This is a genomic window from Paenibacillus sp. sptzw28 (assembly GCF_019550795.1).
Lineage (GTDB): Bacteria > Bacillota > Bacilli > Paenibacillales > Paenibacillaceae > Paenibacillus_Z.
Window position 1 is genome coordinate 4,041,835 of sequence record NZ_CP080545.1, and the last position, 25,035, is coordinate 4,066,869.

Genomic DNA, 25,035 nt, shown 5'->3' on the forward strand with positions numbered 1-25,035 from the left:
CTTACTCCTTGTTCGCTTGAAAATCAATTAGAAAATCCGCCCACGCAAGCTCAATTGGCTCGTCGATATTGACGACCTCTCTATCAATAATTAACGGCATTGTATTGTCAGTTATAATTTTCTTCTTATCAAGAAGACATTCTCTTGTTAAAGCATAGCATATCCCGTTTCGCCAGTACTTTTTATCGAGAGATTGCCTATAGACAATGCTAGAACCGGCGTCCTCGTAGAAGTGTAGCTTATTATCTCTTGCCTCAAATACTTTCTTTGGATGAAATTTTGAGGGTATTTCGCTTACCGTCACAACGGAATCAACTTTATTATTGATTAATAACTCGGCTGCTTTTTCAATATCGGCCGCCTGTCTTAGAGGGCTCGTGGGCTCGATGATTAATACAACATCAAATGCAGTCCGGTAGCATTTTTCAGCTTCCAATAGTGCATGTGTAATCGTTTCAACTGCTCCTGCAGTATCTGAACTTAATTCAGCCGGCCGTATAAAAGGGGCATCCAATCCGTAGTTTTTACCTTCGGCGCAATAATCTTCAGAATCGGTGGTAATGATTTTCGCATCCAACCACATCAATTTATTAAGGCAAGCTCCCGCTAGTCCTATCAAGGAAACACCCGATAATATTTGCATATTTTTATTTCGTATCCCTTTACTTCCGCATCTTGCCGGCACGATCGCAATGACATGTTTATTTAAATACATGTTCAACTCCCATCCTTTAAACGATTCAGATATACAGGCTTTTCATCCGCAGAGCTTCTTCTGCATGCTTCGATTACATGTAATGCTTTCAATCCGTCTTCAAACGTGCATAAAGGCGCTTTATGTCCATTTAACAGATGAATAAAATCCTTTGCCATATTTAGGAACATATCATTGCGTTCGATTTGGAACTTCATTTCTTGCCATTCCCGATTCATATTCAGCCCCATCTTGATCATGTTCGGTTCAAAACTCCAAAATAATGTGCCTTTCTCGCTAGTAATTTTAATGTATTTTTCGTGAGGGCGGCCGTATAAATCAAGGTGTATACGTACCCTGAAATTATCATCATAAAACGCTAATATATCCACGTTATCATCCGTCTCAATCTCCAGGGAACTTAAATGTTCGATTGTTGCAAAAATTTTTGAAGGCATTCCAAAGAACCGGATCATCAAATCGATAAAATGACTTTCATCCAATAAAGCGCCTCCTCCCAGATCTTTACTTGACATGAAGAAGTCTTGATATTTTTCCCAAGGATGCCAATCTGCCAAGTGAGCACTCATGACAAAATCCGCATATAGCGGTTTGCCGATATGTCCATCCTGCAATTTTTGCAGCAATATATCTATAGGAGGCCACCAGCGATAGGTGTAACCGACTAATAGCTTAGTTTGCAGCATATGTTGATCGAGATCTTTTAGCTTTATTGCATCTGCAAGATCTGTCGCGACAGGCTTCTCCAATAAAACGGGGATAGATAACTTCAAAAATTCAATACATTGCGGTACGTGATATTTGGGCGGCGACGCAACCACAATGCCGTCAAATTCTTCAGATTTTCTCAGTGCTTCATCCAAAGTGGTGAAGCAATTAGCCAATTCAACCAAACCTGCGGCTTCTTCCAGTCTGTCTCGGCGAGGATCCATCGCTGAAATACGGCAGCCCAAAGAAGCAAAGTTTCTCATATGCCTCTTCCCGGCAGAACCGGAACCAAGAACCAAAATATGTTTCTGTGACATGGGTTCACCTCAAATTCATGGTCATGGATGCATAGCTTTCTGGATCAAAGATAATTTCGATAAACATAGGGCCGTTTTTTCGATCCATCACCTGCAATATATGTTCTAGTCCCTTCTTTTTTTTCAATTGAACAGATTCACAGCCCATGGCTTCAACGCAGCGATACCAGCTTGAATTTGTAATCTCGACTGCCGTTTCGCTTATCTTTCTATTGGTTGCCGCCTGTTTGACAGAACCGTAACCTCCATCCGACATGTAAATAAATAGAATCGGAAGTTTATGTTCCACGGCTAATTTAATTTCCGCCAAATACGGCCTTACGCCTCCATCTCCGACCACGCACAAAATTTTCATTTCGAGGTTTGACAAAGCAAGACCGATTGCTGTCGGTATGGATGTCCCCATAAACCGGCCATTGCTGCTCCCGCAAAAATGGAGAGGGGATTTAGCTTTCCAGACGATTTCACCTATCGCACAAAACAACCCTGTATCCAAAACCAGTATCGTATCGCTGCTTAAGTGAGCTTGAATATCCTTCAGGATTTGCGCAGGCAGCCATTCTTCTTTGTACAGCTCCCTGTCCACTTCACGCCAATACGTTCTTAATAAATCATCGCCCCATGGTTTGCTTGCTATTTTCGACAAGATCATATCTATATATTTTTCTGCCGCGTTTGAGCTTATAATAAGATCAGCACGAAAGCCGTCATTGAACTCCGGCTCCACATTATCAATGATAATTACTTTTGCATCAAAAGAGCTTGGCCTGATAACCTCAGTATTTCTGAGACCGAAAGCAATAATTAAATCCGCTTCTTTAAGTATTGCATTTTCCGGTGACAGCTTTTTTATTTCGCCCGTCACTAAGCCGCCGTAAAAAGCGCTATTTTCGTCTATACATCCTTTGGCTGCTGCAGTTGTTAAAACCGGTACGCCAATCTCCCCCCAACGAACGAAGTTGAAATGTCTGGAGACCATTGATCCTAAAATAATGGCCGGTTTTGCTGAATGCTTAATCGCCTGAATGATTTGTTCCGATTGCTCATCTCCCATCATAGATGAATTAAGTCCAGCACTATTTAAAGGATTAATGTGTATAGATATATTCTCTTCCAACTTACTCGCGATATCGATATGGATCGGACCTGGAACTTCTTGTGTCGCAAGCTTGTTTAATTGATCCAAGCCTTTAAAATGTTTATCGAGTTTAGAATAGCCTTTTATAAAGGCACTGCACATGGAGAAATGATCGATCCGCTTATGGGCATAAAACCGGGGGGATTCCGAAGAATAAGCCTCGCTTATGGTTAGGGCAGGCCGCGCTTCATAATAATTCGACAGGATGCCCGGAATAAAATTGGCAAAACCCGGCCCTTTGATACCGATTGCTGCAGCACTTACCTTTCCATCCCTGCAGCAAGCACCAGCCATTAAAACCGCAGCCGCTTCATGCGCTGCCGGACAAAACCGAACGCCTCTGTCTTCCAGGGAAGTTACGAGGTCCAAGCTTATTCCGCTCCCGGTTAATCCAAATACATACCTGATTCCGTGTTTCACGAGTTCCTCAGCAAGGCGGTCAGCAATTTCTTTCATCTGGCTTCACCTTTATAAAAGCTGATTATTCTTTGACAGGAGAACTCAACGGCTTTGTCGACTGCTTCCATGCAGTAGCCCCCAATGTGAGGAGTAAGGATCACATTATCTGATTGTTTAGCATATTTCCACAGCTCGCTATTTTCAATATTCGGTTCATCTGCTAACACATCCAGACCGGCGGCCGCAATGGTCCCTTCCTTAATCGCTTGCAGCAAAGCTCTTTCATCCACAAGATCGCCGCGGGAAGTATTGATAAATACAGCGCCTTTTTTCATTTTTTTTATCTTTTCGGCATTGATCATGCCTTTATTCTCTTTGGTCAAATTAACATGTACACTGACAAAATCGGATGTACTTAATAGTTCATCCATATCGGCTGACTGAACATGCTGTGGAAAATTATTATTTACATAGGGATCATACCCTGACACTTTCATTTCAAATGCCTGCGCGTATTGTGCCATCCATGTTCCAATTCTGCCCATTCCGATGATACCAAGCGATTTATTTCTCAACATAACGCCAGGGAACTCCTGTCTGTTCCAATGCCCCTGCATCGTATGGTTTATTGCGCCCCGCAAGCGTCTCGCGCAAGCCATCAGCAGCAGCCATGAATGTTCGGCGGCCGGAGTTAATTGGTTAAGAAAGTCATACTGCCCTTTAAGAGTCAGCAATGGAATATTGCGTTTTTGCAGAGCTTCCCCGTCTATATGACTCGCCCCGGTCGTAGCCGTTACGACTAATTCAAGGTGCTTCGCTTTCCTGATGAAATCTGAAGTTATGTTTACTTTCATCGACGCATCCAAAAAAACGGAGCATCTTCTAAATTCGGAGCTTAATGATTCAGGATTGTCTTGGACAAAGCGTATTTCGAAGAATGGACTCAAATAGTCGTTCAATATGCTCAAACATTGTAAGGGACCGCTATATACCAATATTTTCAACACGACCACTTCCAAGCTTATAGATATTTCCTTCAGCTAAACCTTTAGTTGCGTTACGACAGTCGAATACAACCTTCGAACTTTCAACGATTAATGGAAAATCATAGTGTGAATGTCTTGTTAGGATCACGACGCAGTCGTAGCCTTTCAAATTTCTTTTTGTAATATTTTTTATTGAATTGCGCCTGTTACCTTTGTCGTCGACGAAGCTCTTCACAAAAAAATCATGATAATCGACCTTTGCCCCTTTCATCACGAGAAGGTTGAATACATCCAAGTTAGGGGACTCCCGTATATCATCCAGATCAGGCTTATAGGCCATTCCCAAGAGTAAAATTTTCGAGTTCTTCATGGACATCCCTGATTCGTTCAAGATGTCCATCATTTTATTTATTACAATGCGCGGCATCGTTTTATTGACTTCTTGCGCCAATTCAATATATTTGCTGTAGAAATTTGACTTTTTCGCCTTCCAGGATAAATACAGTGGATCAAGCGGTATACAGTGACCTCCAATACCCGGGCCTGGAAAGAAGGGCATAAAACCGAAGGGCTTGGTTGCGGCAGCGTCAATGACTTCCCAAATATTAACCCCTAATTCTTCGCTTAAACGTGCCATCTCATTGATAAATCCGATATTGACACTTCTGAATGTGTTTTCCAAAAGCTTTGTCATCTCCGCCGCTTTTGGAGTGGATACAAGCACTACTCTGTCCAAGATCGTTTCATACAGCAATGAGCCAACAGCAGCGCAGGCTCCGGTTGTGCCGCCAATAACCTTAGGTGTATTCCGAAGGTTAAATTTCTTATTTCCGGGGTCGATTCTTTCCGGTGAGTAACATAGATAATAATCTTTGCCCGCTGAATAACCCAATTTACTGAATTCTTTCTCAAAAAATTCTTCAGTTGTACCCGGAAAGGTCGTGCTTTCCAAAATAATGAGCATATTGTCATGAAGGTGCAGCTTAATCATGTCAACACTCAATTGAATATAACTCAGGTCCGGCTCTTGATTATTTTTAATTGGGGTTGGCACGCAAACAATAACCGTATCGGTTTCCGAAAGAATTCCGGAATCGGTTGTTGGGTGAAACTTTCCGGAATTAACGGCATTCTGGACTCGTGTAGATGGTATATCCTGGATATACGATTTACCTTGTCTGAGTAATTTTACCTTCTGCTGCGAAAGGTCTATGCCCCATGTTTGGAAACCTGCTGTAACAAACTCTATTGCCAAGGGCAAACCGACGTATCCCATGCCGAGAACTGCGATTTTTAACGATTTATCATCAATTTTTTGATCCAACAGAACCGTCTGCACGATACCACCCCCTTTCTATCCTTTACTAGGTTTCCTTAATATAAATAAGTCTCTTCTGACTATAAGGTTTTAGAGTCACAATGATATCCACAATTTGCTTGGACGCCCCGGGGCTTCCATATAGAGCACTGACCGGATATTGGCCGTGTTTTAATTGAAACCTGATCGCCTGTAATATATCGTTTTTGTCCGGTTCCACTCTTATTACCGCTTCACATCTTTCTCTCCCATCTTGACGTGAGCCGATTAATACAACAGGAGTTCCCAGAAAAGAAGCCTCCCTTATGAAACTTGAAGAGTTGCCTACCGCACATGCTGCTTTGGTCAGCAGGGGAATATAGATTTCAGGTTCAAAGTTCTTGTAAGCCCGTAACAGGACGCCGGGATTATATTCGCGGAAACGGCGTATGGCGCCCGATATATGATCGGAACCGGCATCTATATTAGGCCAAAGCAATATGACAGGTTCGCCTGTTTCTTTTAATGCCTGCAATAATTCCTCCATTTGAGATTGAGCTTCGGCATACTCCGTTGTAACCGGGTGAAACAGTACTAATAGATAGGGTTTGGTAATGTCAATTTTAGCCCCGACTCCTGATCGTTCCAGGAAATCTGAAGTGAGAGTCTTTGGTGCATTTGAGACCACATCTGCGCTGGGACAACCCAAGGGAAATACCGTATGCGGCTCCTCGCCCATTCTCACGATATAGTTCCCGGAACGCTGGGTCGCAGGAAAGTGATAATGCGCCATTTTTGTAATGGCATGTCGTGTTACTTCATCGATCGAGCCAGTAACCTCTCCGCCTTGCACATGAATCAGGCATATGTTCTGATAGGTCGCGGCTATTGCGGCTGCCAAAGCTTCATAACGATCGCCGATCAATAGTACAAGATCAGGCGATAATCTTCGGAAAGCACTGGTAAACTCGATAATCCCCAAACCGATTGATTTGGTCATTGTCCCCGGATTGGAACCGTCGATTTCCAAATACACCTCTTCATCAATGTTAAAACCGTCAGCCGCCACAACATTTATTGCTTTACCAAAACGATCCAGGAGCATCGTTCCCGCACAAACGACTTGCAGTTGGATTTCCGGTCTGTCTTTCATCTCCGTCATGATCGGTTTTAATCTGCCGTAGTTTGCGCGGTCAACTAATGCGACCGTAATTTTCATGGAACGAGTCACCCCCGGAACGTTTAATTTGTTGCTAATTTTCAAAATCGCTTTCTGTAAATTGATGGTTAACCGAGACGGATATTCTCAACTTTTTACCAATCAGATCCTTCATTCGATAGGGTGAAATCCCGCTTCCAGGTTTTTTGGAAGCTATCATCGGTTCTTTTAATACTGTTCCTGCGGGCAGATCGCTTCTTGCCACCAGACTTTTATAAAAAATATTGCGCATTTCTTTGTAATCGGCCGAAATGATTTCTTTATCGACGGAATGACTTAACATCCGCCCTACAAACCCAATTCCTTCAACCAATTCTTTAAGCTGATCCATGGTAATTGAAGAGGAAATATCAGGTCCAAACATTTGTTTGGAAAAAGTGACGTGCACTTCGATTATTAAGGCACCCAACACTGCCGCGGCAATTCCCGGATAAATCGTTCCCGAATGATCCGATAATCCTACCGGACACTGATATCGGTCTCTATAGAATGAAAGCAGGTTTAATCCCACTTTCTCGGGAGGAGAAGGATATTCGGAAGTACATTGGAAAATCAAATATTCGCTATTCGCTTCCCGCAGCCAGCCGATACAATTATCCAATTCTTCCAATGTGCACATACCTGTAGATATTAATATCGGTTTTCCGGTTTGTATCATCCGGTCAATGACGGGTCTATTCATAATTTCACCTGAGGCCACTTTCCACAAGGGAACACCTAATTCCTCCAATAAATCTACCGCTGCAACTGAAAAAGGCGAACTCAGAAACAGCAGCTTCCTTTCCAGTGCGTGATTGCGAAGCCCTTCCCATTGATCCCTTGTGAACTCCATACGTTTCCAATAGTCGTATCTGGTTTTATCCTGCAAACTGAATTTAAGCCGCCAAGGCTCTTCAGGCGTGCTTTCCTCCTCGGCGATATGAGTTTGAAATTTTATAGCATCTGCTCCTGCGGCAGCCACCGCATCAATAAAGGCATGGGCCATACCCAAGCTGCCGTCGTGGGCTTGGGCAACCTCAGCTATCACAAGGCATTTGTTATTCTTATAATAGGAGTCTAACAACTTCACATTTTTAACCCCCATAATGAACACGATGATTGTTTCATCTTATTCATCCAGCTGCACCTGAGACATGGATATCTGCCACTTGATTAACAAATGGACAGCACTCTGATAGATAAATAAAAAGCCACAATAGTGGCTTTTTTCGCTTAAGAATAAGAATGTTCTCTTAAAATTAAGCTGAAAAAACTTTTCAGCGCGGCTTGAACGTCATGTAAGATCGTATCCTTTGGCGGAGAGCTTATTGAGCGCTAGTCGAAACAGTCTTACAAGATCTTCACAAATGAAACTTAGACGATCGAATACTTCAGATTGAATCTTAATGGCCTCCAATTTTTTGACAGGAGAATCGATTGTGCCGAGTTCATTAAGTCTATGAAACCCGAGTATCATTACTACTTGTTGAAAGAATATGATATGCAAATGAGGATGCAAAAATTTCATCATCTCGATATAGTTAAGCTGGCAGGTACCTTCCAAATCTTCCTGAATCTCAGAAAAATTGTGTTTTTCGGATAAATCCAGCAATCGGCAGCACTTTTCTTTTCTTTGCAAACTCATTTTATTGAGTTCACTATAGATCAAGCTGAAACGTTCAAGCTCAGCCATCAGATTTTTGACCTTATTTTTCTTTTCCGGTATATCGATATGTTTTTTGTTTTCGTTAATCCATTCATGAAGTTTGTGCGGCATGCTGTCTTTACAATATCGTTCAACGACATCCGCCAGTTTGACGCATGTTGTTCCTTCTATTTTGGCCCCGCCTTCCGTAGCATTATAGACGGTAAGATGGGGATTTGCCCTGATCATTTGTTCCAACCGCAATTTAAAACGATAAAAGATCAGAGTTGACGGAATGCTCTTCCCGTCATTCCCCTCCATATACACGACAGGCTTCGATTTTAATTGTTCATCGACGTGTTTGTACTTTTCATCGGAATAAATGGATTGTCTGCTGTGAACAGCCCCATCCCTGCCGAAAGCCAGGTCCTGCCCTACCAGCACAATCGGGTTCGCTCCCATATACACCGCCGCGTCAAAAGCAAGATGGGCGGAACTCGGAAAACCGTCTAGAGCGCTTCCATCACCAACTACACGATTAAAAAAGCTGCCGTTGGAATCAAGATTGCGAAATACGGGAACCTTGGCCCCGGCAAAAGAAGGCATGATTCTTGGGTCGGCTACGGCAAATGCGATTAATGAAATGTCTTCAGGATAGACCATGGTTTCAAAATGCCGTTCATAGGAAGCAGGTGTCCGCTCTTTCACGCAGATGGCATCCGGGTGGATACGATTTCTCATGAGAGGCAGAATCGCGGATTCACTGCAAAGAATCAAACCTTTGCCTTTCACTTTTTGCAATTCATTAATATTGCCGTCCAAGGAGGGGCCGTTGGCGATAATAAATGCGGGAACATTCTTAAATTTATCTTTAAGGCAGCTTAAATAAGGATTCTCCACCACTTCATCGATATTCTCATAGATATTGCGAAAACCTAAAACAGTATCGTAATGATCGTTTCCAATCTCAAAAAAAATACTCATGAAATCATATATATAACGTTGAATGTCAAGATATCCTTCCTCTGACATTCTTCGGGCCGCAGGGGTATAAACGACTGACGGCGCGGTACAGTACAAGAGCACGGGAGTCGATAACAACTCCGAAAACGGCTTCTTGAAATCCGGAATATCGCCGACAAAAAACACAAACTTGCGGGTGCGGAATAATGGCTCCATATCAAAAAAATGCAGCATAGCCGTAAAGACATGGATATCCCTTTCGAATACCATAATAATTGTACCGACCGGTTTCTTCGCCAGAAGTTCAAACAAGGGGTATCCGAACCCGCATCCATATACGATAAGCAAGCTCGTATTTTCCAGCGATATGCTGTTACACCAAACCTCCGCTTGTTCGATCGGCCTGGAACTAGTAATTTGAAAAGTCGATGCATCCTCTCTATAACTGCAGACCGGATATCCTTCATTGGAAAATGAGATTTGAACTTTATTCCATACTTCTTGCCGGTCTACAAGCAGAACTCTTTCTTTTAAAGTGTCTGGCAGCAATGGCAGATTTTTTTGAAATATTTCATCGAGTTTTTCACGGATAACCTCAATTTCCGGCACTAGTGCTCACGTCCTTTGTCCACCTTAAAATAAATGGATGCAGCTGAAATTCCATCGCGTCGGTCAACCCGATAATGTCATTGTTTCGGATACACTGTTCCATATGTTGAAGTATATTGAGAAGTCCGCTGATTTCTGCTGTATATTTTCCATCCACCCTTCCAGAGCATAGATCCGCAATGGACTCCAATTGCTCTGTTGATTCAAGAAACTGCATATAGCCGGCATAACCTGAGCCTCTCTTCCAATTTGCAACCAAAGAGATCAACGAATGATGAAGGAGATTCAGGTTATGAATCATCATAGATTCCATTCACATTCCCTCTCTTTCGTTCTCTCATTTCATTTTCTTCCATCCTTCGGCCTGGTACCAATCTAAATTATGGTTAATCGTTTCTGCCCACACCTTCATTCGTACCCGAAACTCTTCTACGGAATTCTTGCCATCTGGTCCTTCTTTCGGCGACCAAAAAAATGGAATCAACGATTCGCAGTCTTGTTTCATTTTCACCAAAAGCTGCTTTATCATTCGCGTATTTTCTGATAGCTCATTGTGCTGATGTTCATCCAATTCTTTTATCAACTCCTTCAAAGTCCGAATCGTCATAGTAACGAAACCTAATCTCAGACGGTAGGGCTTTAAGTAATAAAGGTAATGTTAGAGGCTGTCCAACAGTAGAAAAGTCTACTTAAGGGACAGCCTCTGACTTTGAAGAAAACGATCAAGTACCTGGGACAGCATCGCCGGAAAGGCTCATGACTTCTTTGTTTGATGCAGAAAAGGGGTCCGTACCTGAAGCTGCAAGTTGAAAAACATGATGTCCTACAGTAAGGTCTGTTAAACGGACTCCAACACTTCCGTTAACGCTTTCGCCGGCTGCTATACTAGTTATTGTTTGTGTATCAACGGATGTGCCATCTAGAAGAACATTTAGAGTAATATTTCCTGCAACAGTTCCCATTGTAAGCGCAACTTCACCTTGAAGAAATAAAAGGTTGTCTGCATTGTCAATGAAATGTCCCCATTCCAGAAGAATTGCCGTTACACCGGACAATACGGCAACAGAAACAGTGTTGCCGCCGCCTTGCATGTTAGTTGGTGTAAAAATTGGCATTTTGTATTCCCCCTTTCGTTTTAGAGTCAGTATATTCTATGAGATTCCAATTCAGGTGCTTGGACAGCTATGCTAATCTATCAAAAATCCGCAGTTGGGTTCGTAACATGGTTAATGGACTGCTGCTGAGGTTGAAAACAAAAAAGACGGCTGAAGGTCTGTTTACCCTCTGCCGCCTCTAAATTTCTGCGAATGCGCCTTTGCTTCATCCTGTTCGTCGCTGGGTTACGGCTCCATTCGATAAGGGTCCGGTCGATATAGCGAGAATGCAGCTTGCCGGCAAACACCGACTCCTTGAGTGCGAATCGGATCAATTTCTCCGGATAGCGGTCTTGATATAGCCATGCGCTGATCGTCTCGCATTACCATCGGGGAAAGCGGATGGCCGAATTCCTGCTCAAACACAGTGAATAAATCCTGGGGTTTCGCTGCTCCCGCCTTCTGCTGCTCGCGGTCGGTCTGAACCGTCGGAATGGATCATAAGGAACCCCCTCTCAGCCGGACTTCTCCAGCTCCCCGTGATATTTCTTTTCGTTTTGTCGTTCTTTCTATTATAGCAAAAGAGACTGAAAAGCCACGGAAATTATGAAAATGCCAGTTTTATTTACAAAATTCGCCAAAAGTAGTCAGTTGGCCTACTCCAATTCGATAGAGTTGGAATAGCATATATTACTCTACCAGAAAGGGGGGAATTGCCATGGGAACTTTTCTTGACCAACGCAGCTCGATGAATGCCAACGCCACGGGCTCCATTTTAGTCGAAGTAACTGGGACACCGGCACTGTTCGGCGTCGTAGGTCTTCAGACACAGAATGTCGCAAATCCGATCGTCGATCTTGCAGGTACTATCGGATTATCCGCAATCGCAGGCATAACGGCAGCCATATCCGTCCATCGCGGCACATTAGCAACGTCTCCAGCTATATATACGGCAATTTACTCAAGCACTGTAGCGGGACCCGTTACGTTCAATTTCAACGCACAGGACTTGCTCGCTCCCGCCGCATTACAGACCGCCTACTCCGCTTTTGTCAGCTCCGTCTCCGTCGGAGCGGTAACACGGATAGGACCGGAAGTTTTTTGGGGAATCGCTTCGTCTACAGTCTAATTGGACAAGAAGCTGCACGGTGTCATAGCCGTGTAGCTTTCTTTTTTCAACTACAGTTAATAGAAAGGGTTGATGGAGTTGATTTCGATCAGTTTGTGTTTAATCGTGCGAAACGAAGAAGAGCTGATCGCACGCTGCTTGGACTCGGTGTCCGACATTATGGATGAGATCATCATCGTCGATACCGGATCGACGGACCATACGAAAGAGATCGTATCGAGGTATACGAACCATATATACGATTTTAAATGGATTAATGATTTTGCCGCGGCACGGAATTTTTCATTCCGCCATGCCACCATGGATTATATTTTATGGCTTGATGCAGACGATTATTTACTCGAGAAGGATCGCCAGGCTTTGTTGAAACTGAAATCCACCCTCCACACCGACTACGACTCCGTGATGATGGATTATGTTCTATCCCGGGACGCTCACGGTAATGCCCAGTTTTTCACGCGCCGCAACCGGCTCGTCAAACGTTCTAAAGGATTTCAATGGGTGAATCCCGTTCACGAAGTGCTGATCGTTGAAGGCAATCGGCTGGCGACAAGCATCGAAATCACACATGGCCCCAAACCGGAAGATAAAGACCCTGCCCGCAACCTGACGATATTGGAGGAAGCAATCAAAAAGGATCAGGGAAACATGTCTCTGCGGCATCATTTTTATTATTCAAACGAACTTATGGATAATGGACGCCTGGACGAGGCGATTGAGAGCTATATCTCGTTTCTTCGGCGCGATGTGGAAAACCATGAAGATCATCTTGCGGCCTGCGGCCATCTCGCCCACTGTTATCGGACAAAGGGCAACCGTCGCCAGGAGCTTCAGTCCCTCTTCAAGTCATTCGAATACGACCTGCCCCGCGCCGATTATTGCTGCCGAATAGCTCTTTGGTATGAGGAGCACGAACAATACGAGAAGGCCATATTCTGGTATGAGACGGCGCTTACGCGTGAAATGCCCGCGGATCATTATGGACTCATGAACAAAATTTGCTGGACATGGGCACCGCATGTACAGCTTACGCTCTGCTACGGCAAGCTCGGACAGCTGGAAGAAGCATACAGGCATAATGAAAAAGCCCTTGCATACTTACCCGGCGACGCCAACCTGCAGCAGAATAAAAAGCAGTTGGAGGAAGCTTTGCATGCGAAAAAAGACAACGAACCGGAACGCCCTAATGAGAATGACAGCATCGACGGCGAAAGAGGGGAGCAGATGGATCGATGAAAACGAGCATCATTCTTCTGACCTATAACGGTCTTGCTTACACCCGGAGCTGTGTCGAAAGCATCCGGTCATATACTCCGCCCGATGAATATGAAATTATCGTCGTTGACAACGGCTCGACGGACGGCACAGCCGGGTGGCTGAAGGATCAAACCGACCTGAAGGTTATCTCCAATCAGGAAAATCTCGGGTTCCCCAAAGGCTGCAATCAAGGTATGGCGGCTGCTTCAGGAGAAAACCTGCTGCTGCTCAATAACGATACGATTGTTACGCCGAGGTGGCTGGGCCAGCTCCTTGCCTGCCTTTATAGCGACGAACGGATCGGAGCGGTTGGCCCCGTCACGAATTCCGCTGCTTATTATTCGTCACTCCCTGTTCCTTACCGGTCTGAGGAAGAGATGATAGCCTTCGCAGAGCAATATAACCGTTCCGATTCTGCGAAATGGGAGGAACGCCTTAAACTGATCGGTTTCTGCCTGCTCGTAAAACGCGAAGTGTATGAAGCTGTCGGCGGCCTGGACGAACGGTTCTCTCCCGGCAACTATGAGGATGACGATTTCTGCCTTCGCATCCGCAGAGCAGGTTACAGGCTGAAGATTTGCACGGACACGTTCATTCATCACGAGGGCAGCGCCTCATTCCGGAACGATCCGCAGTCCTTTAATGCTCTCATGCAGGACAATGTGCGCAAGTTCAGTGAAAAGTGGGGATTCAGCCCGGATTATTCCCTTCTCATCCGGCATGAGCTGCTCCAGCTGCTCGATGAGCCTGCATCGGAGCCGATTCGGGTGCTCGAAGTCGGATGCGCTTGCGGAGCCACTCTGCTAGAAATTAAAAACTGGTATCCCAATGCCGAAGTGCATGGCATCGAGCTGAACCCCAAGGCAGCGGAAATTGCTTCGCTGTCTGCAAATGTCCGCTCGGGAAACATCGAAACGATCGAGATCGGAACCGCCCAAAGCTATTTTGATTACATTATTTTTGCAGATGTGCTCGAGCATTTGGTCGAACCCTGGAATGTCCTTCATAAGACATTACCGTATTTGAAGGAAAACGGAAAGGTGCTGGCCAGCATACCGAATGTTGCCCATTACTCGGTTATCCGCGATCTTCTGAAAGGGCATTGGACCTACCAGGACAGAGGGCTTCTGGACGTCACTCATCTTCGCTTCTTTACCCGCGAAGGTATATGCCGTTTGTTTTCAAGTGCCGGGTATCCGTATCTGGAATTCGGCCGGAACACCCTGGCTCTTACCCAAGAGGATGAAGACTGGATGAACGTAATGGGCCGCATCGCGGGCGATGAGATGAAAGAGGAGTGGCGGACTTACCAGTATATTGTGAAAGCTTATAAAAAACAGCCTGATACGCACACAGCCCGAACCCAAGCATACGAGCTGCTCAAAACTATAGTCCGCCGCATTGAATGGGATATCGAACCGGAAGAAAGCCGGGCAGCAATCGCCGATATGTTCAGGCAGAAGACCTTCGATGAAACGGACTTGGCCGATGTCATTGCACAAGATGTCGTCTTTCCTGTGAAAACCGCCAATGTTATCGCCGATATTTTAATTCAGAGCGGATTGGTAGCTTCAAAAGAAGAGCTGCTTGGAAAACTGTTGATGGGAGTGCAATAGCATGGCCGCAGCCGACCCGCGGAAAATTGCCGTTATCAGCTGTGTGAATGACGAGGCCAAATATGCGGAATGTTTGCTGTTCATCAAAGCTCTGAGGGTGCCTCCCGGTTTCATCGTCGAGCCTCTCCCGGTGAGGGATGCTTCCGGTATGGCACAGGGGTATAACACCGCGATGCGGCTCACCGACGCCAAATACAAAATTTATACACATCAGGATGTGCTTATTGTACACCGGAACTTTCTCGTCGATATGGTCGCGATTTTCGAGCAAAATCCAGCCGTAGGCATTATGGGTGTCGTTGGCGCCAAGACGCTTCCGGCGAGCGGCGTATGGTGGGAGTCACCCGATAAAACAGGGAAAATCTACGATTCAGCCGGCGGAAAGGTGCTTTTGGCCGACTGGGGAGGGGTTTATGAAGCATTTGCCGAGGTTCAAGCGGTAGATGGTCTGCTAATGGCTACGCAATATGATCTCCCGTGGCGCGAGGATCTATTTGACGGCTGGCATTATTACGATACGTCGCAATGCATGGAGTTTATCCGCGCCGGATGCAGCCTGTCCATACCCCGGCAGGAGCAGCCTTGGTGTCTGCACGATTGCGGCGTGACTCCTATCGACGCTTCATACCATCAGGCCCGGGAACGCTTCTGCCGAGAGTATATCAATAAAGAAAGAAAATAATAGCCGGTCTCCATTGCGGATGCCGGCTTTCAGTCTGCAAGCAGATAGCGCCCCGGGTCAAGTTTCACCGAATATACACCCGAGCTTGGATTTCACGATATGTTTGGCGTCAAAGCTGCGTTTGATTTTGTTTGATCCATTAATCCCGATCCGCATCGCTTCCCCGAAGTTTTCTTTGACCCACACAAGCGCATCGGCGATATCTTGCCCATTCGGGGCAACCTCGATAAAATCCGTTCCCCTCTCGAGAATGAACCGGTCGTTCCGGGGGTTCGTTGAAACCAATACGCACCCGGTCGACATGGCATCTACGGCCGATGTCGTTGGAAATCCATCCAGAGCATATTGATCGACCGTACTGCAGTTAAGAAATACATGGGATTTCGCGTAAATGGCTGCCAGACTTTCGGGACTCATAACTCCATAATAGGTATAATTATCATTCGTCAATAAGTGCAGATGATCGTCCCAATCGCCGATCAGGTGCAGATGGAACTCCGAGGTAAGGCGGTTCAATGCATCGGCCATTAGGGGAAACCCTTTCCTTACGGAATTATAAGCGCAGAAGGTTATTTGAATCTTGGAGCTGCGAAGCTTCTCCGAATACGTATACAGGTCGGTGTTGATGACAACCGGGTGGTACAAGCTTCCTGGAACGGTCTGCAGCACCTCCTCGATATTCGTGAAAACTGTTGAACAGTTTCCCGCAGCGATGTGCAGAAACTCCTTTTGCGTCCACGGTACAATCCCCCCGCCGGGATACAGTGTTACATGCAGTTTAATATTTCGCTCTTCCAGCAACGGCTTTATGTTCCAACTTGAATTGGCACCCGGCATGCAACTTCCGTCCGGAAGAAAACAGGCGCCCAGCAAACTGAGGGTCAGATTTAAGAAAACGCAGTATACATCCGTTATGCCTTCTGAAGCGGCGATTCGTTTAAAATCGCTAAAAGGATGGACAGGGGCCGGAAAGCCGTCATGGAACGGCTCCACAGCAAAAAACATCGTATCGGGCTTCTGGGCATAAATCTGCATATTTTCCCAGTAGCGAAATCCGCTTAATTTCCGGAAATCTCGTATCGATAACGGCAAGACGGCGCGAAGAGGGCCGGATTTCAACTGCCAGCCGCATCTCTTCTCTCATCAGTCCCTCCTCCTCACGCCGGTCCGAAACCGCAAAAAGGACCGTTTCCTGAGCATAGATTGTATTATGTTCCAAATAATAGCGCTAGCCCCGATAAGCCGAACAGCTTAACGTCATAGCCCAGCGGATTTAAATCGTGAAGTTGTAAATCCCATTGATGAAATCTCGTCTTGATCGTCTCGCCCTCGCTGCCAAGATGAATTGTCTGCTCTCCAGTATTGAGGCGAAGGCGTCCGGCTGCCAGCAGCTTCACTTTCATCCCCTCATCACCGCACGTTTTTTCAAAGCGGGGATCACTTTACTAGATTATGAACTAGAGTCCGTTCGCGAAACGGTATGAACCTACCGCGGGTCCCCCTGCTTTCGCCAATTTTTGTAAAATGAGTTTCCCTTCCAGAAGCTGGCGCATACACTTTTGTAAAAGAAGATGTCCAATATTTTTGTATAAAGGAGCGTCCAGAGGATGATTCAGCAAAAAAAGAGCGATCCGTTTCAGAGCATACCCCTCGTCAGTATTTTGATCCCCGCTTACAATCGGCCGCATCTGCTAGAGCTGGCACTGAGGAGCGCGCTTAATCAAACGTATTCTCACACTGAAATCATCATCTGCGACGACAGCACCCATGACGGTGTACAAACTATGCTCGCGCCTTATTTATCGAAGCATTCCCGGATCCGCTACTTTCGCAATGAAAAGAATTTAAGAGAAGACAATTACCAGCGATGTTTCGAACTGGCGTCGGGAGATTATATCAATTTCTTGAACGATGATGACTTGTTTCATCCTGAAAAAATAGAGAAAATGGTACGCTGGTTAATGAGCAGGCCTGATGTCACGCTTGTTACTTCTTACCGGAAAAGTATTGACGAGAAGGGAGATCCGCTGCCGGACACGGCAAGCACGGCTAGAATATCCGAAACGGATGCCATTATAAACGGAAGGATCCTGGGTAACTTCTGTTTACGAAATTGCATGAACGTCATCGGTGAGCCGACTACCGTCATGTTCAGGAAAAACGATATGTCGGAAAAGTTCAATCACTTCCAAGGCAGAAAATATATATGCATTAACGATATAGCTTCCTGGCTGCATCTATTGGCCAAGGGCAACGCGGTGTACATCACCGAGCCTTTAAGCTGTTTCCGCCAGCATCCGGGTCAAGGCCAGAATGATCCCGGCATGGTGGTGCCCGCTCTCAATCAATGGTTCCATCTTATTCAGGATGCCAGAAAAACCGGGTATCTTCAGCATGAGAAGGAATATAAAACGGCGCTTATTCATCAACTCCGCCAGAGTACGTATCTGCTGCAGCTCGCTGTTGATACGGATCGGGAAGAACTCTTAATAAGTCTTAACGTTGAATCGGTAATTGCACAGTGTATGCAAACAATCGTGCATCCACTGCACCCTCCATATTGCTGTCCTTTCTGCAATCAAAGCTTCGAAAAATTCATTCCATGGCCGGACCAGCTCGATTTTCTAGGCGTCACTTACGAAATGTGGAATAAGGAAACGGCAATCTGCCCGATATGCTTCTCGCTCGACCGAGAGCGGCTGTTCAGGGTCTATATCGAGAAGGAGACGCAGCTTTTAAACCGTCCGCACAAGCTGCTCCACGTTGCTCCCGAGCCTAATTTGCGAGGTTGGCTGCGGCAGTTTCCGCATATCGGCTGCACCTTCGGGCAATTAGAGACGACCGACGACGAAATCGAGCAAATGGATATCACGTCTATCTCTTACTCGGATGACAGCTTTGATGCCATTATTTGCAGTCACGTTCTAGAGCATATACCGGACGATATGCTTGCCATGCAGGAGCTGTACAGGGTGCTGAAGCCGGGCGGGTGGGGAATTTTGCAGGTTCCGATCGCTCTGAATCTGGAACAAACGCTGGAGGATGAAACTGTAACGACGCCTGAAGCCAGGCGCGCGGTATTCGGTCAAAGCGACCATGTACGTTTATATGCCAAAGACTATGCGGACCGCCTGAAGGCAGCCGGATTTACCGTTGCCTTGTATAATATGGCGTCCGTTTACGGAGCCGAACAGACCGAGAAATATGGATTATCCAAGAGTGATAATCTGTATGTAGTGACCAAACCAGGATGAAAGGATTTTCAGATATGACTGAAATCCCTTTTTTGAGACCAAATCTCGTCAGTAAGGATGACTATCTGGATCTTCTTGCGGAAATCGACGCCTCCCGGATATACAGCAATTACGGTCCGATGAACGATAGATTCGAGCAGCGGCTCACGGCAGAACTGTTCGACGGAACAGGCAGACTGACAACCGTAAACAATGCGACAACTGGACTCATTCTGGCGATTTCACGATGCAAACGACCTGGGGGAAAATACGCTCTAATGCCCAGCTTTACGTTTCCGGCTGCTCCTCTCGCGGCATTGTGGTGCGGACTGGAGCCTTATTTTATCGACATAAGGCAAGGCGATTGGTGCATGGATGAGACGAAGCTCGAGGAAGCGGTTACCCTGCTCGCGGGCCAAGCAGCTGTCATCGTTCCGTATGCCGCATTCGGCACCTGCATGGATTTATCGGCGTACTCACGGTGGCTGAAATCTGGAATTCCCGTAGTTGTCGATGCGGCCGCAAGCATCGGATCATCCGGCCGGCACGGTCAGTTCGGCAAGGGCTTCGAAGGCGCCGTGATCTACAGCTTCCATGCGACAAAGACGTTTGGTATCGGTGAGGGAGGGCTCGTATACAGCGCGGATGAGGAACTGATCGCCGATATTCGCAGAGCGTCCAACTTTGGATTCTCCGATGCCCGCGAATCGGCCATGCAGGGGATGAACGGCAAGCTGCCGGAATATGCAGCTGCCGTGGGACTTGCAACGTTGGCCCGCTTTAACGGGAAAATAGCGGAAAGGCAGCGGGTATCCGGCCTCTATTTGAAGCAGCTGAGCAAGCATGGACTGATGAAAAGAGGTTGGCGCATGCAGAAAGTAAGCGGGAGAATCGCACCTTCCTTTCTCCCGGTGCTGTGTCCCGAGAACCAGCAAAATACCGTGTATTTGAAGGGACTGGCCGACCTTGGAGTCCAGGCGCGCAGTTATTTTCATCCCGCTTGCCACGAGCAGCTTATGTTCAGGCACTGCCCATCCGGGACGCTTGAGACAACGGAACAGATTTCGGGGCGAATTCTCAGCTTGCCTTTATGGGAAGAAATGAAGACCGAGCATGTAGAGAGGATCGTTCAGGAGGTGGACCGCTTTGAAAGAGCTTGTTATCTGGGGATGCGGGGGTCAAGCGAGGGAGGTTCTTGATCTGTGTGAACAGCTGCAGCTTACCGTGCTTGGCTTCCTTGATGAAAGCCCCGAGATGAAGGGCAAGGTCGTGGATGACCTGCCTGTTCTCGGCGATGTACACGATATCGCTCATCTGAAGAATTCCGTACAGCTTGTGGTGCCGGGTGTCGGAAGTCCGGCCCTGAAGAAAAGGTTCGCCGGAAAAACGATCGAAGCCGGGTTTGAGCCCGCACCGGCTCTCATACATCCGTCGGTACGCATATCCCGAAGGACCCGTATAGGGTATGGCAGTATCATTTGCGAAGGCTCCGTCCTGACCGTCAATATCGATATCGGAAGCTTTGTAATCGTTAACCGCTGCGCGACCATCGGCCATGATTCATGCATGGGGGATTACGCTACGGTTTCTCCCGGAGCCAACATCAGCGGCAACGTAACGGCTGGTGAAGGCGTTTTCATCGGTACCGGAGCATCTATTCGTGAGAAAATCGGGATCGGCGCATGGTCCGTCATCGGGGGCGGCGCCTTCGTAAAGGACGATGTCCCCGAAGCTGCTCTTTATGCGGGAGTGCCTGCGGTAATGAAGAAACGGCTTTCGGTTACGTAGAACCTCGGCCGCCTCTGAATTTCTGCGTATGCGCTTTCGCTTCATCTGTATTCGTGACACGGTTACGGCTCCACTCGATCAGTATCCTGTCGATATACCGAAAATGCAGCTTGCCGGCGAACACCGATTCCTTAAGGGCGAACCGGATCAGCTCCTCCGGATAGCGGTCCTGATCGAGCCACGCGCTGATCGTCTCGCATTCCATCGGGGAAAGCGGACGTCCGAATTCCTGCTCGAACACCGTGAATAGATCCGGAGACTTTACTACCCCAGCCGCCTTCTGCTGCTCGCGGTCGCTCTGAACGGTCTGCCGCGCATCATCCGCCAGCCATTCTGCGCAGCGGATAATAAGGCCGTTCCAGTTATAGCGCTCGGACTGGATGCCGCTGACCGGGTCGGTCTCTTCGTCTATCGCCAGCAGCCCTTCCTTCATAAGGCGTCCAAGCGTTTGGCCGACCTCTTTGGCGGTAATGCCAAGACGCTCCGCCAATTGTTCGGGCGTGGGAAAATCAACCTGCTCCAGCTGACGGAACGTCATAAGCTGAATATAAAGCATCATATCCGAATCGTTTAAACCTATTGCCCTGTACGCGCGAAGCAGGCCGGCGGGGATGTTGACGCCGCCGCCGTTCATAGCGGCAGCCATTCCCCGGGCGTATGCTTTCCACATGTCATTCTTCACCGGTCGCCCCCTCCTGGCGCTGCGAGCCTGTATCCTCCAATGGAAGACCCGCCAGACTAATATTTTATTACCGCTTAAGGATAGAGACGGTACAGCATCCGCGGGAACGGAATTGTTTCCCTGACGTGGTCGAGTCCGCATATCCATGCAACAGTACGCTCCAGACCTAGTCCAAACCCGGAATGAGGCACCGTTCCATACTTGCGTAAGTCCAAATACCATTGATATGCTTCCACAGAAAGCTCATGCTCGGAGAACCGCTCGGCGAGCAGTTCCGGATCGTCGATCCTCTGTGATCCGCCGATGATTTCCCCATATCCTTCCGGCGCAATCATGTCCGCACAAAGCACGACCTCAGGCCGATTGGGATCAGGCTTCATATAGAATGCTTTGATGGCTGCCGGGTAATGCGTAATAAATACCGGACGGTCAAATTTTGCCGCAATCGCCGTCTCGTGCGGTGCGCCGAAATCTTCGCCCCAGGGAACCTCGAAATCCTGCCCGTTCAGCATTGCGATCGCCTCGTCATAGGTGATACGAGGGAACGGAGCCTGAATGGTTTCCAGCTTGCTTACATCGCGGCCGATTGTTTCCAGCTCCTTACGGCACCGTGAGAGGACGGTTTGTACCACATAGGATATAAACTGCTCCTGGACGCGCAAATTCTGCTCATGGTCGACAAAAGCCATCTCCGGTTCTATCATCCAGAATTCAATCAGATGACGGCGCGTCTTCGACTTCTCGGCCCGGAAAGTCGGGCCGAACGAATACACCTTACCGAGGGCCATCGCCGCCGCTTCCATATACAGCTGGCCGCTTTGCGTCAAATACGCATCTTCATCGAAATATTTGGTATGGAACAAATTAGTCGTCCCCTCGCATGAGGAAGGCGTAAGAACCGGCGGATCCACCAGCGTAAATCCCCGGTCGTCGAAGAACTGCTGTATAGCCTTGATAATCTCCGCGCGTATAACGAGAATCGCGCGCTGCTTGGGCGAACGAAGCCATAGATGGCGCCGGTCCATCAGAAAGTCGACTCCATGCTCTTTGGGTGTAATCGGATAATCCTGCGTCAGCTGGATGATTTCCACCTCGTGGACGGTCAGCTCATACCCCGAAGGACTTCGCGGTTCTTCCCGAACCGTTCCGCGAACATATAGCGAGCTTTCCTGAGTAAGCTGCTGAGCCGCTTCCCAATCAGCCTCCGGCACCTCGCTTTTCACCACGACGCCTTGAATGTAGCCTGTTCCGTCGCGAAGCTGCAGAAACTGGATTTTACCGCTTGAACGTTTCCCGTTCAGCCAGCAGCCAATCCATACCGATTGACCTGCGAAGCCTGGAAGCTCTGCGATTGTCGTTAATGTTCTCATGTCCGATCCGCCCTTTCGGATGAAAAATTATTCTTTCACTAATTGATAGGTGTCCCGCGCAATAAGGAGCTCTTCGTTCGTCGGTACCACAAGCACGCTTACGCGGGAGCCATCGGTCGAGATAAATCTCGCTTCCTTGGACCGCTCCGCATTGCGCGCTTCGTCCAGCTCGATGCCCATGAACGTCAGATTCTCGCAAACTGCCTGCCGCACCGCTGCGGAGTTCTCACCCACACCCGCCGTGAAGATGAGCGTATCGATTCCGTTCATTCCCGCCGCGTAAGCGCCGATATATTTGCGGAGCCTGTACGTATACATATCGAAGGCCAGCTTTGCCTGTTTGTCGCCTTCCGCCATCGCTTCAGTTATTTCACGCATGTCGCTGCTGATTCCGCTGATCGCCTGCAGGCCGCTGTGTTTGTTGAGCATCGAATTGACCTCGCTCAGCGTCAGCTCTTCCTTGTTCATGGTGAACGGTACGATCGCCGGGTCGAGATCGCCGCTGCGCGTTCCCATCATAAGACCCTCCAATGGCGTGAGACCCATGCTCGTATCGTAAGAACGGCCGTTCAATATCGCCGTACAGCTGGCGCCGTTCCCGATGTGACAGGTAACCATCTTGAGCGACTCGAGCGGCTTGCCGAGCTTCTCTGCCGCCTGCCGGCTCACATAGTCGTGCGAAGTGCCGTGAAACCCGTAGCGGCGGATTTTGTGACGGCGGTACAGCACCATCGGTATCGGATACAAGAACGTTTCCTTAGGCATCGACTGGTGGAATGCCGTATCGAACACAACGGCTTGCGGAACGTCCGGCATGTTCATCTCTACCGCCGATATCCCCATCATAGCCGGAGGGTTGTGGAGCGGGGCCAGATCAAACAGCCTGCGGATTTCAGTCTTCACTTCGGGAGTCACAAGCGTCGAATGCTTGAAGCTTTCTCCGCCGTGCACGACACGGTGCCCGACCGCTTTAATCTCTTTCATTGAACGAAGCACGCCATGATCGGCATGAGTGAGTAGCTCAATCACGTTCCTAACAGCGCCGTTATGATCGAGAATTTCGCTCACCTGCCGGACCTCCGGCTTTCCGCCAGGCTCATGAGTAACGATTGAGGAGTCCATGCCGATCCTCTCCACCCGTCCCTGGGCCAGCACCGATTCGTTCGACATGTCGTACAGCTGATATTTCAACGAGGAGCTGCCGGCGTTCATCACAAGTATTATCATTGGCGGTCCCCATCCTTATCGTAATGAAAGAAACCGGTGCCGCTCTTTACGCCCAGATGCCCTGCGCGCACCATTTTCTTGAGCACGATCGAAGGGCGGTATTTGAGCTCCCCATACTCCCGGAACATACGCTCCAGAGCGGCGAGCACCGAATCCAGTCCGAAACGGTCGGCCATTTCGAACGGACCGTGCTGGAACGAATAACCGATTCGCATCGCGCTGTCGATGTCTTCCGCAGAAGCTACTCCTTCCTCAAGCACGTGCAGCGCTTCGTTGATAAATAAGCATATAAGCCGTGTCGTGACAAAGCCCGGCGATTCGAATACCATGACGCCCTTCTTGCGAATGATTTCTTCGACAAAATGCTTTGTTCGCGCGAATGTATCGTCTGAGGTCTTCAGACCACGGACGATCTCCACAAGATCGGTCTTCATGACCGGGTAAACGAAATGCATGCCGATTACGCGTTCCGGATAAGCGGTTACGCCTGCCAGCTCGGTCAAGCTCAGCGTCGAGGTGTTGCTCGCCAGGATGACCTTCGGCCCGCACAGGCGGTCGAGCTGATCGAATACGACCCGCTTGCTGTCCAAATCCTCGGTAATTGTCTCTATGACAAGCTCGCACTCCGACAAACCGGATAAGCGCTCGATCGGATGGAGCCGGTTCATTACCAGTTTTTTCTCCGCTTGCGTCATCGCCCATTTTTCGATTTGCCGGTCCAGACTTTGTTCTATCATATTCATCGCATTCGACAATTTGTCGCCGGATTGTTCTATCATATATACTTCAAGCCCGTTGAAGGCCAGCATTTCAGCAATGCCCTGACCCATTGTTCCGGCGCCGATTACGCCTACTTTACGTACCGTCAATTTGTTGCCCTCCATCATATGCTGCGGAAAACCGGAGCTGATTCCATTCTTCTCATTATAACCTTTTTACACAAAAAAAGAAGGCGAACGGTATGGTTCGCCTTCAAATTGTA

General features: G+C 47.7%; 24 protein-coding genes and 1 pseudogene. 7 read left to right on the forward strand and 18 right to left on the reverse strand.

All coding sequences use genetic code 11. The annotated features are described in order from the left end of the window. Window position 1: 1 nt before the first annotated feature. The 12 genes and pseudogenes from KZ483_RS18415 to KZ483_RS18470 form a co-directional block, all read right to left on the reverse strand. On the reverse strand, window positions 2–715 hold the full coding sequence (locus KZ483_RS18415) for an acylneuraminate cytidylyltransferase family protein (RefSeq protein WP_220349009.1): 714 nt from the start codon (window positions 713–715) through the stop codon (window positions 2–4). A 2-nt stretch (window positions 716–717) separates the two neighbouring features. Beyond that, on the reverse strand, window positions 718–1,740 hold the full coding sequence (locus KZ483_RS18420) for a Gfo/Idh/MocA family protein (protein ID WP_220349011.1): 1,023 nt from the start codon (window positions 1,738–1,740) through the stop codon (window positions 718–720). A 4-nt stretch (window positions 1,741–1,744) separates the two neighbouring features. After that, window positions 1,745–3,334 carry a thiamine pyrophosphate-dependent enzyme gene (locus tag KZ483_RS18425; protein ID WP_220349012.1) on the reverse strand — a complete coding sequence of 530 codons (1,590 nt, stop codon included), beginning with the start codon at window positions 3,332–3,334 and terminating at the stop codon, window positions 1,745–1,747. Then, the gene (locus tag KZ483_RS18430; RefSeq protein ID WP_258881755.1) at window positions 3,331–4,290 is read right to left on the reverse strand and encodes an NAD(P)-dependent oxidoreductase; all 960 of its coding nucleotides are present in this window, start codon (window positions 4,288–4,290) and stop codon (window positions 3,331–3,333) included. The genes KZ483_RS18425 and KZ483_RS18430 overlap by 4 nt, the downstream gene beginning before the upstream one ends. Continuing rightward, the gene (locus KZ483_RS18435) at window positions 4,262–5,602 is read right to left on the reverse strand and encodes a nucleotide sugar dehydrogenase (protein WP_258881323.1); all 1,341 of its coding nucleotides are present in this window, start codon (window positions 5,600–5,602) and stop codon (window positions 4,262–4,264) included. The genes KZ483_RS18430 and KZ483_RS18435 overlap by 29 nt, the downstream gene beginning before the upstream one ends. Before the next feature lie 25 nt (window positions 5,603–5,627). Then, window positions 5,628–6,779: a UDP-N-acetylglucosamine 2-epimerase gene (gene neuC, locus KZ483_RS18440; protein WP_220349016.1), complete on the reverse strand. Its 1,152-nt coding sequence runs from the start codon at window positions 6,777–6,779 to the stop codon at window positions 5,628–5,630. A gap of 34 nt (window positions 6,780–6,813) precedes the next feature. Beyond that, on the reverse strand, window positions 6,814–7,848 hold the full coding sequence (locus KZ483_RS18445; protein ID WP_258881324.1) for an N-acetylneuraminate synthase family protein: 1,035 nt from the start codon (window positions 7,846–7,848) through the stop codon (window positions 6,814–6,816). 204 nt (window positions 7,849–8,052) lie between these two features. Further along, a complete protein-coding gene (locus KZ483_RS18450) occupies window positions 8,053–9,600 on the reverse strand; it encodes a motility associated factor glycosyltransferase family protein (protein WP_220349019.1) in 1,548 nt (515 codons plus the stop codon). Window positions 9,601–9,961: 361 nt separating this feature from the next. Beyond that, a complete protein-coding gene (locus tag KZ483_RS18455; RefSeq protein ID WP_220349021.1) occupies window positions 9,962–10,288 on the reverse strand; it encodes a hypothetical protein in 327 nt (108 codons plus the stop codon). A 24-nt stretch (window positions 10,289–10,312) separates the two neighbouring features. Continuing rightward, window positions 10,313–10,546 carry a hypothetical protein gene (locus tag KZ483_RS18460; protein WP_220349022.1) on the reverse strand — a complete coding sequence of 78 codons (234 nt, stop codon included), beginning with the start codon at window positions 10,544–10,546 and terminating at the stop codon, window positions 10,313–10,315. Window positions 10,547–10,697: 151 nt separating this feature from the next. After that, entirely contained in the window at window positions 10,698–11,090 is a 393-nt protein-coding gene (locus KZ483_RS18465) for a hypothetical protein (RefSeq protein WP_220349024.1), read from the reverse strand. A 162-nt stretch (window positions 11,091–11,252) separates the two neighbouring features. Continuing rightward, window positions 11,253–11,510 (reverse strand): annotated as a pseudogene (locus tag KZ483_RS18470) (DnaD domain-containing protein); the annotation flags it as partial. 277 nt (window positions 11,511–11,787) lie between these two features. On the opposite strand from KZ483_RS18470, the gene KZ483_RS18475 reads away from it, so the two are divergent. The 4 genes from KZ483_RS18475 (at window position 11,788) to KZ483_RS18490 (ending at window position 15,753) form a co-directional block, all read left to right on the forward strand. Beyond that, on the forward strand, window positions 11,788–12,198 hold the full coding sequence (locus tag KZ483_RS18475; protein WP_220349026.1) for a hypothetical protein: 411 nt from the start codon (window positions 11,788–11,790) through the stop codon (window positions 12,196–12,198). A gap of 72 nt (window positions 12,199–12,270) precedes the next feature. Next, a complete protein-coding gene (locus tag KZ483_RS18480) occupies window positions 12,271–13,434 on the forward strand; it encodes a glycosyltransferase (protein WP_220349028.1) in 1,164 nt (387 codons plus the stop codon). Beyond that, entirely contained in the window at window positions 13,431–15,071 is a 1,641-nt protein-coding gene (locus tag KZ483_RS18485) for a bifunctional glycosyltransferase family 2 protein/class I SAM-dependent methyltransferase (protein ID WP_220349030.1), read from the forward strand. The genes KZ483_RS18480 and KZ483_RS18485 overlap by 4 nt, the downstream gene beginning before the upstream one ends. Window position 15,072: 1 nt before the next feature. Next, window positions 15,073–15,753 carry a glycosyltransferase family protein gene (locus tag KZ483_RS18490; RefSeq protein WP_220349032.1) on the forward strand — a complete coding sequence of 227 codons (681 nt, stop codon included), beginning with the start codon at window positions 15,073–15,075 and terminating at the stop codon, window positions 15,751–15,753. A gap of 57 nt (window positions 15,754–15,810) precedes the next feature. On the opposite strand, the gene KZ483_RS18495 is transcribed toward KZ483_RS18490, so the two are convergent. Both KZ483_RS18495 and KZ483_RS18500 read right to left on the reverse strand, forming a co-directional pair. Further along, window positions 15,811–16,872 (reverse strand): glycosyltransferase, encoded by a 1,062-nt coding sequence (locus KZ483_RS18495; protein ID WP_258881325.1) that lies wholly within the window; start codon window positions 16,870–16,872, stop codon window positions 15,811–15,813. Window positions 16,873–16,961: 89 nt separating this feature from the next. After that, window positions 16,962–17,156 carry a hypothetical protein gene (locus KZ483_RS18500; RefSeq protein WP_220349034.1) on the reverse strand — a complete coding sequence of 65 codons (195 nt, stop codon included), beginning with the start codon at window positions 17,154–17,156 and terminating at the stop codon, window positions 16,962–16,964. Between the two features lie 204 nt (window positions 17,157–17,360). Between KZ483_RS18500 and KZ483_RS18505 the strand changes: the two genes are divergently transcribed. Genes KZ483_RS18505 through KZ483_RS18515 form a run of 3 tightly spaced genes read left to right on the forward strand, consistent with a single transcriptional unit; the run spans window position 17,361 to window position 20,774 of the window. Beyond that, a complete protein-coding gene (locus KZ483_RS18505) occupies window positions 17,361–19,007 on the forward strand; it encodes a glycosyltransferase (protein ID WP_220349036.1) in 1,647 nt (548 codons plus the stop codon). Between the two features lie 14 nt (window positions 19,008–19,021). After that, window positions 19,022–20,185 carry a DegT/DnrJ/EryC1/StrS family aminotransferase gene (locus KZ483_RS18510; RefSeq protein ID WP_220349037.1) on the forward strand — a complete coding sequence of 388 codons (1,164 nt, stop codon included), beginning with the start codon at window positions 19,022–19,024 and terminating at the stop codon, window positions 20,183–20,185. Further along, the gene (locus tag KZ483_RS18515; RefSeq protein WP_220349039.1) at window positions 20,133–20,774 is read left to right on the forward strand and encodes an acetyltransferase; all 642 of its coding nucleotides are present in this window, start codon (window positions 20,133–20,135) and stop codon (window positions 20,772–20,774) included. The genes KZ483_RS18510 and KZ483_RS18515 overlap by 53 nt, the downstream gene beginning before the upstream one ends. Here the strand turns inward: KZ483_RS18515 and KZ483_RS18520 are convergent. The 4 genes from KZ483_RS18520 to KZ483_RS18535 all read right to left on the reverse strand — a co-directional run bounded on the left by KZ483_RS18520 (window position 20,767) and on the right by KZ483_RS18535 (window position 24,937). Next, window positions 20,767–21,456 carry a DnaD domain-containing protein gene (locus KZ483_RS18520; protein WP_220349041.1) on the reverse strand — a complete coding sequence of 230 codons (690 nt, stop codon included), beginning with the start codon at window positions 21,454–21,456 and terminating at the stop codon, window positions 20,767–20,769. The genes KZ483_RS18515 and KZ483_RS18520 overlap by 8 nt on opposite strands. 74 nt (window positions 21,457–21,530) lie before the next feature. Continuing rightward, window positions 21,531–22,826 (reverse strand): asparagine--tRNA ligase, encoded by a 1,296-nt coding sequence (asnS, locus tag KZ483_RS18525; RefSeq protein ID WP_220349042.1) that lies wholly within the window; start codon window positions 22,824–22,826, stop codon window positions 21,531–21,533. Window positions 22,827–22,853: 27 nt separating this feature from the next. Next, window positions 22,854–24,053 carry an acetate/propionate family kinase gene (locus KZ483_RS18530; protein ID WP_220349044.1) on the reverse strand — a complete coding sequence of 400 codons (1,200 nt, stop codon included), beginning with the start codon at window positions 24,051–24,053 and terminating at the stop codon, window positions 22,854–22,856. Next, window positions 24,050–24,937 carry a 3-hydroxyacyl-CoA dehydrogenase family protein gene (locus KZ483_RS18535; RefSeq protein ID WP_397376215.1) on the reverse strand — a complete coding sequence of 296 codons (888 nt, stop codon included), beginning with the start codon at window positions 24,935–24,937 and terminating at the stop codon, window positions 24,050–24,052. Before KZ483_RS18535 ends, KZ483_RS18530 begins: the two co-directional genes overlap by 4 nt. Between the last annotated feature and the right edge of the window lie 98 nt (window positions 24,938–25,035).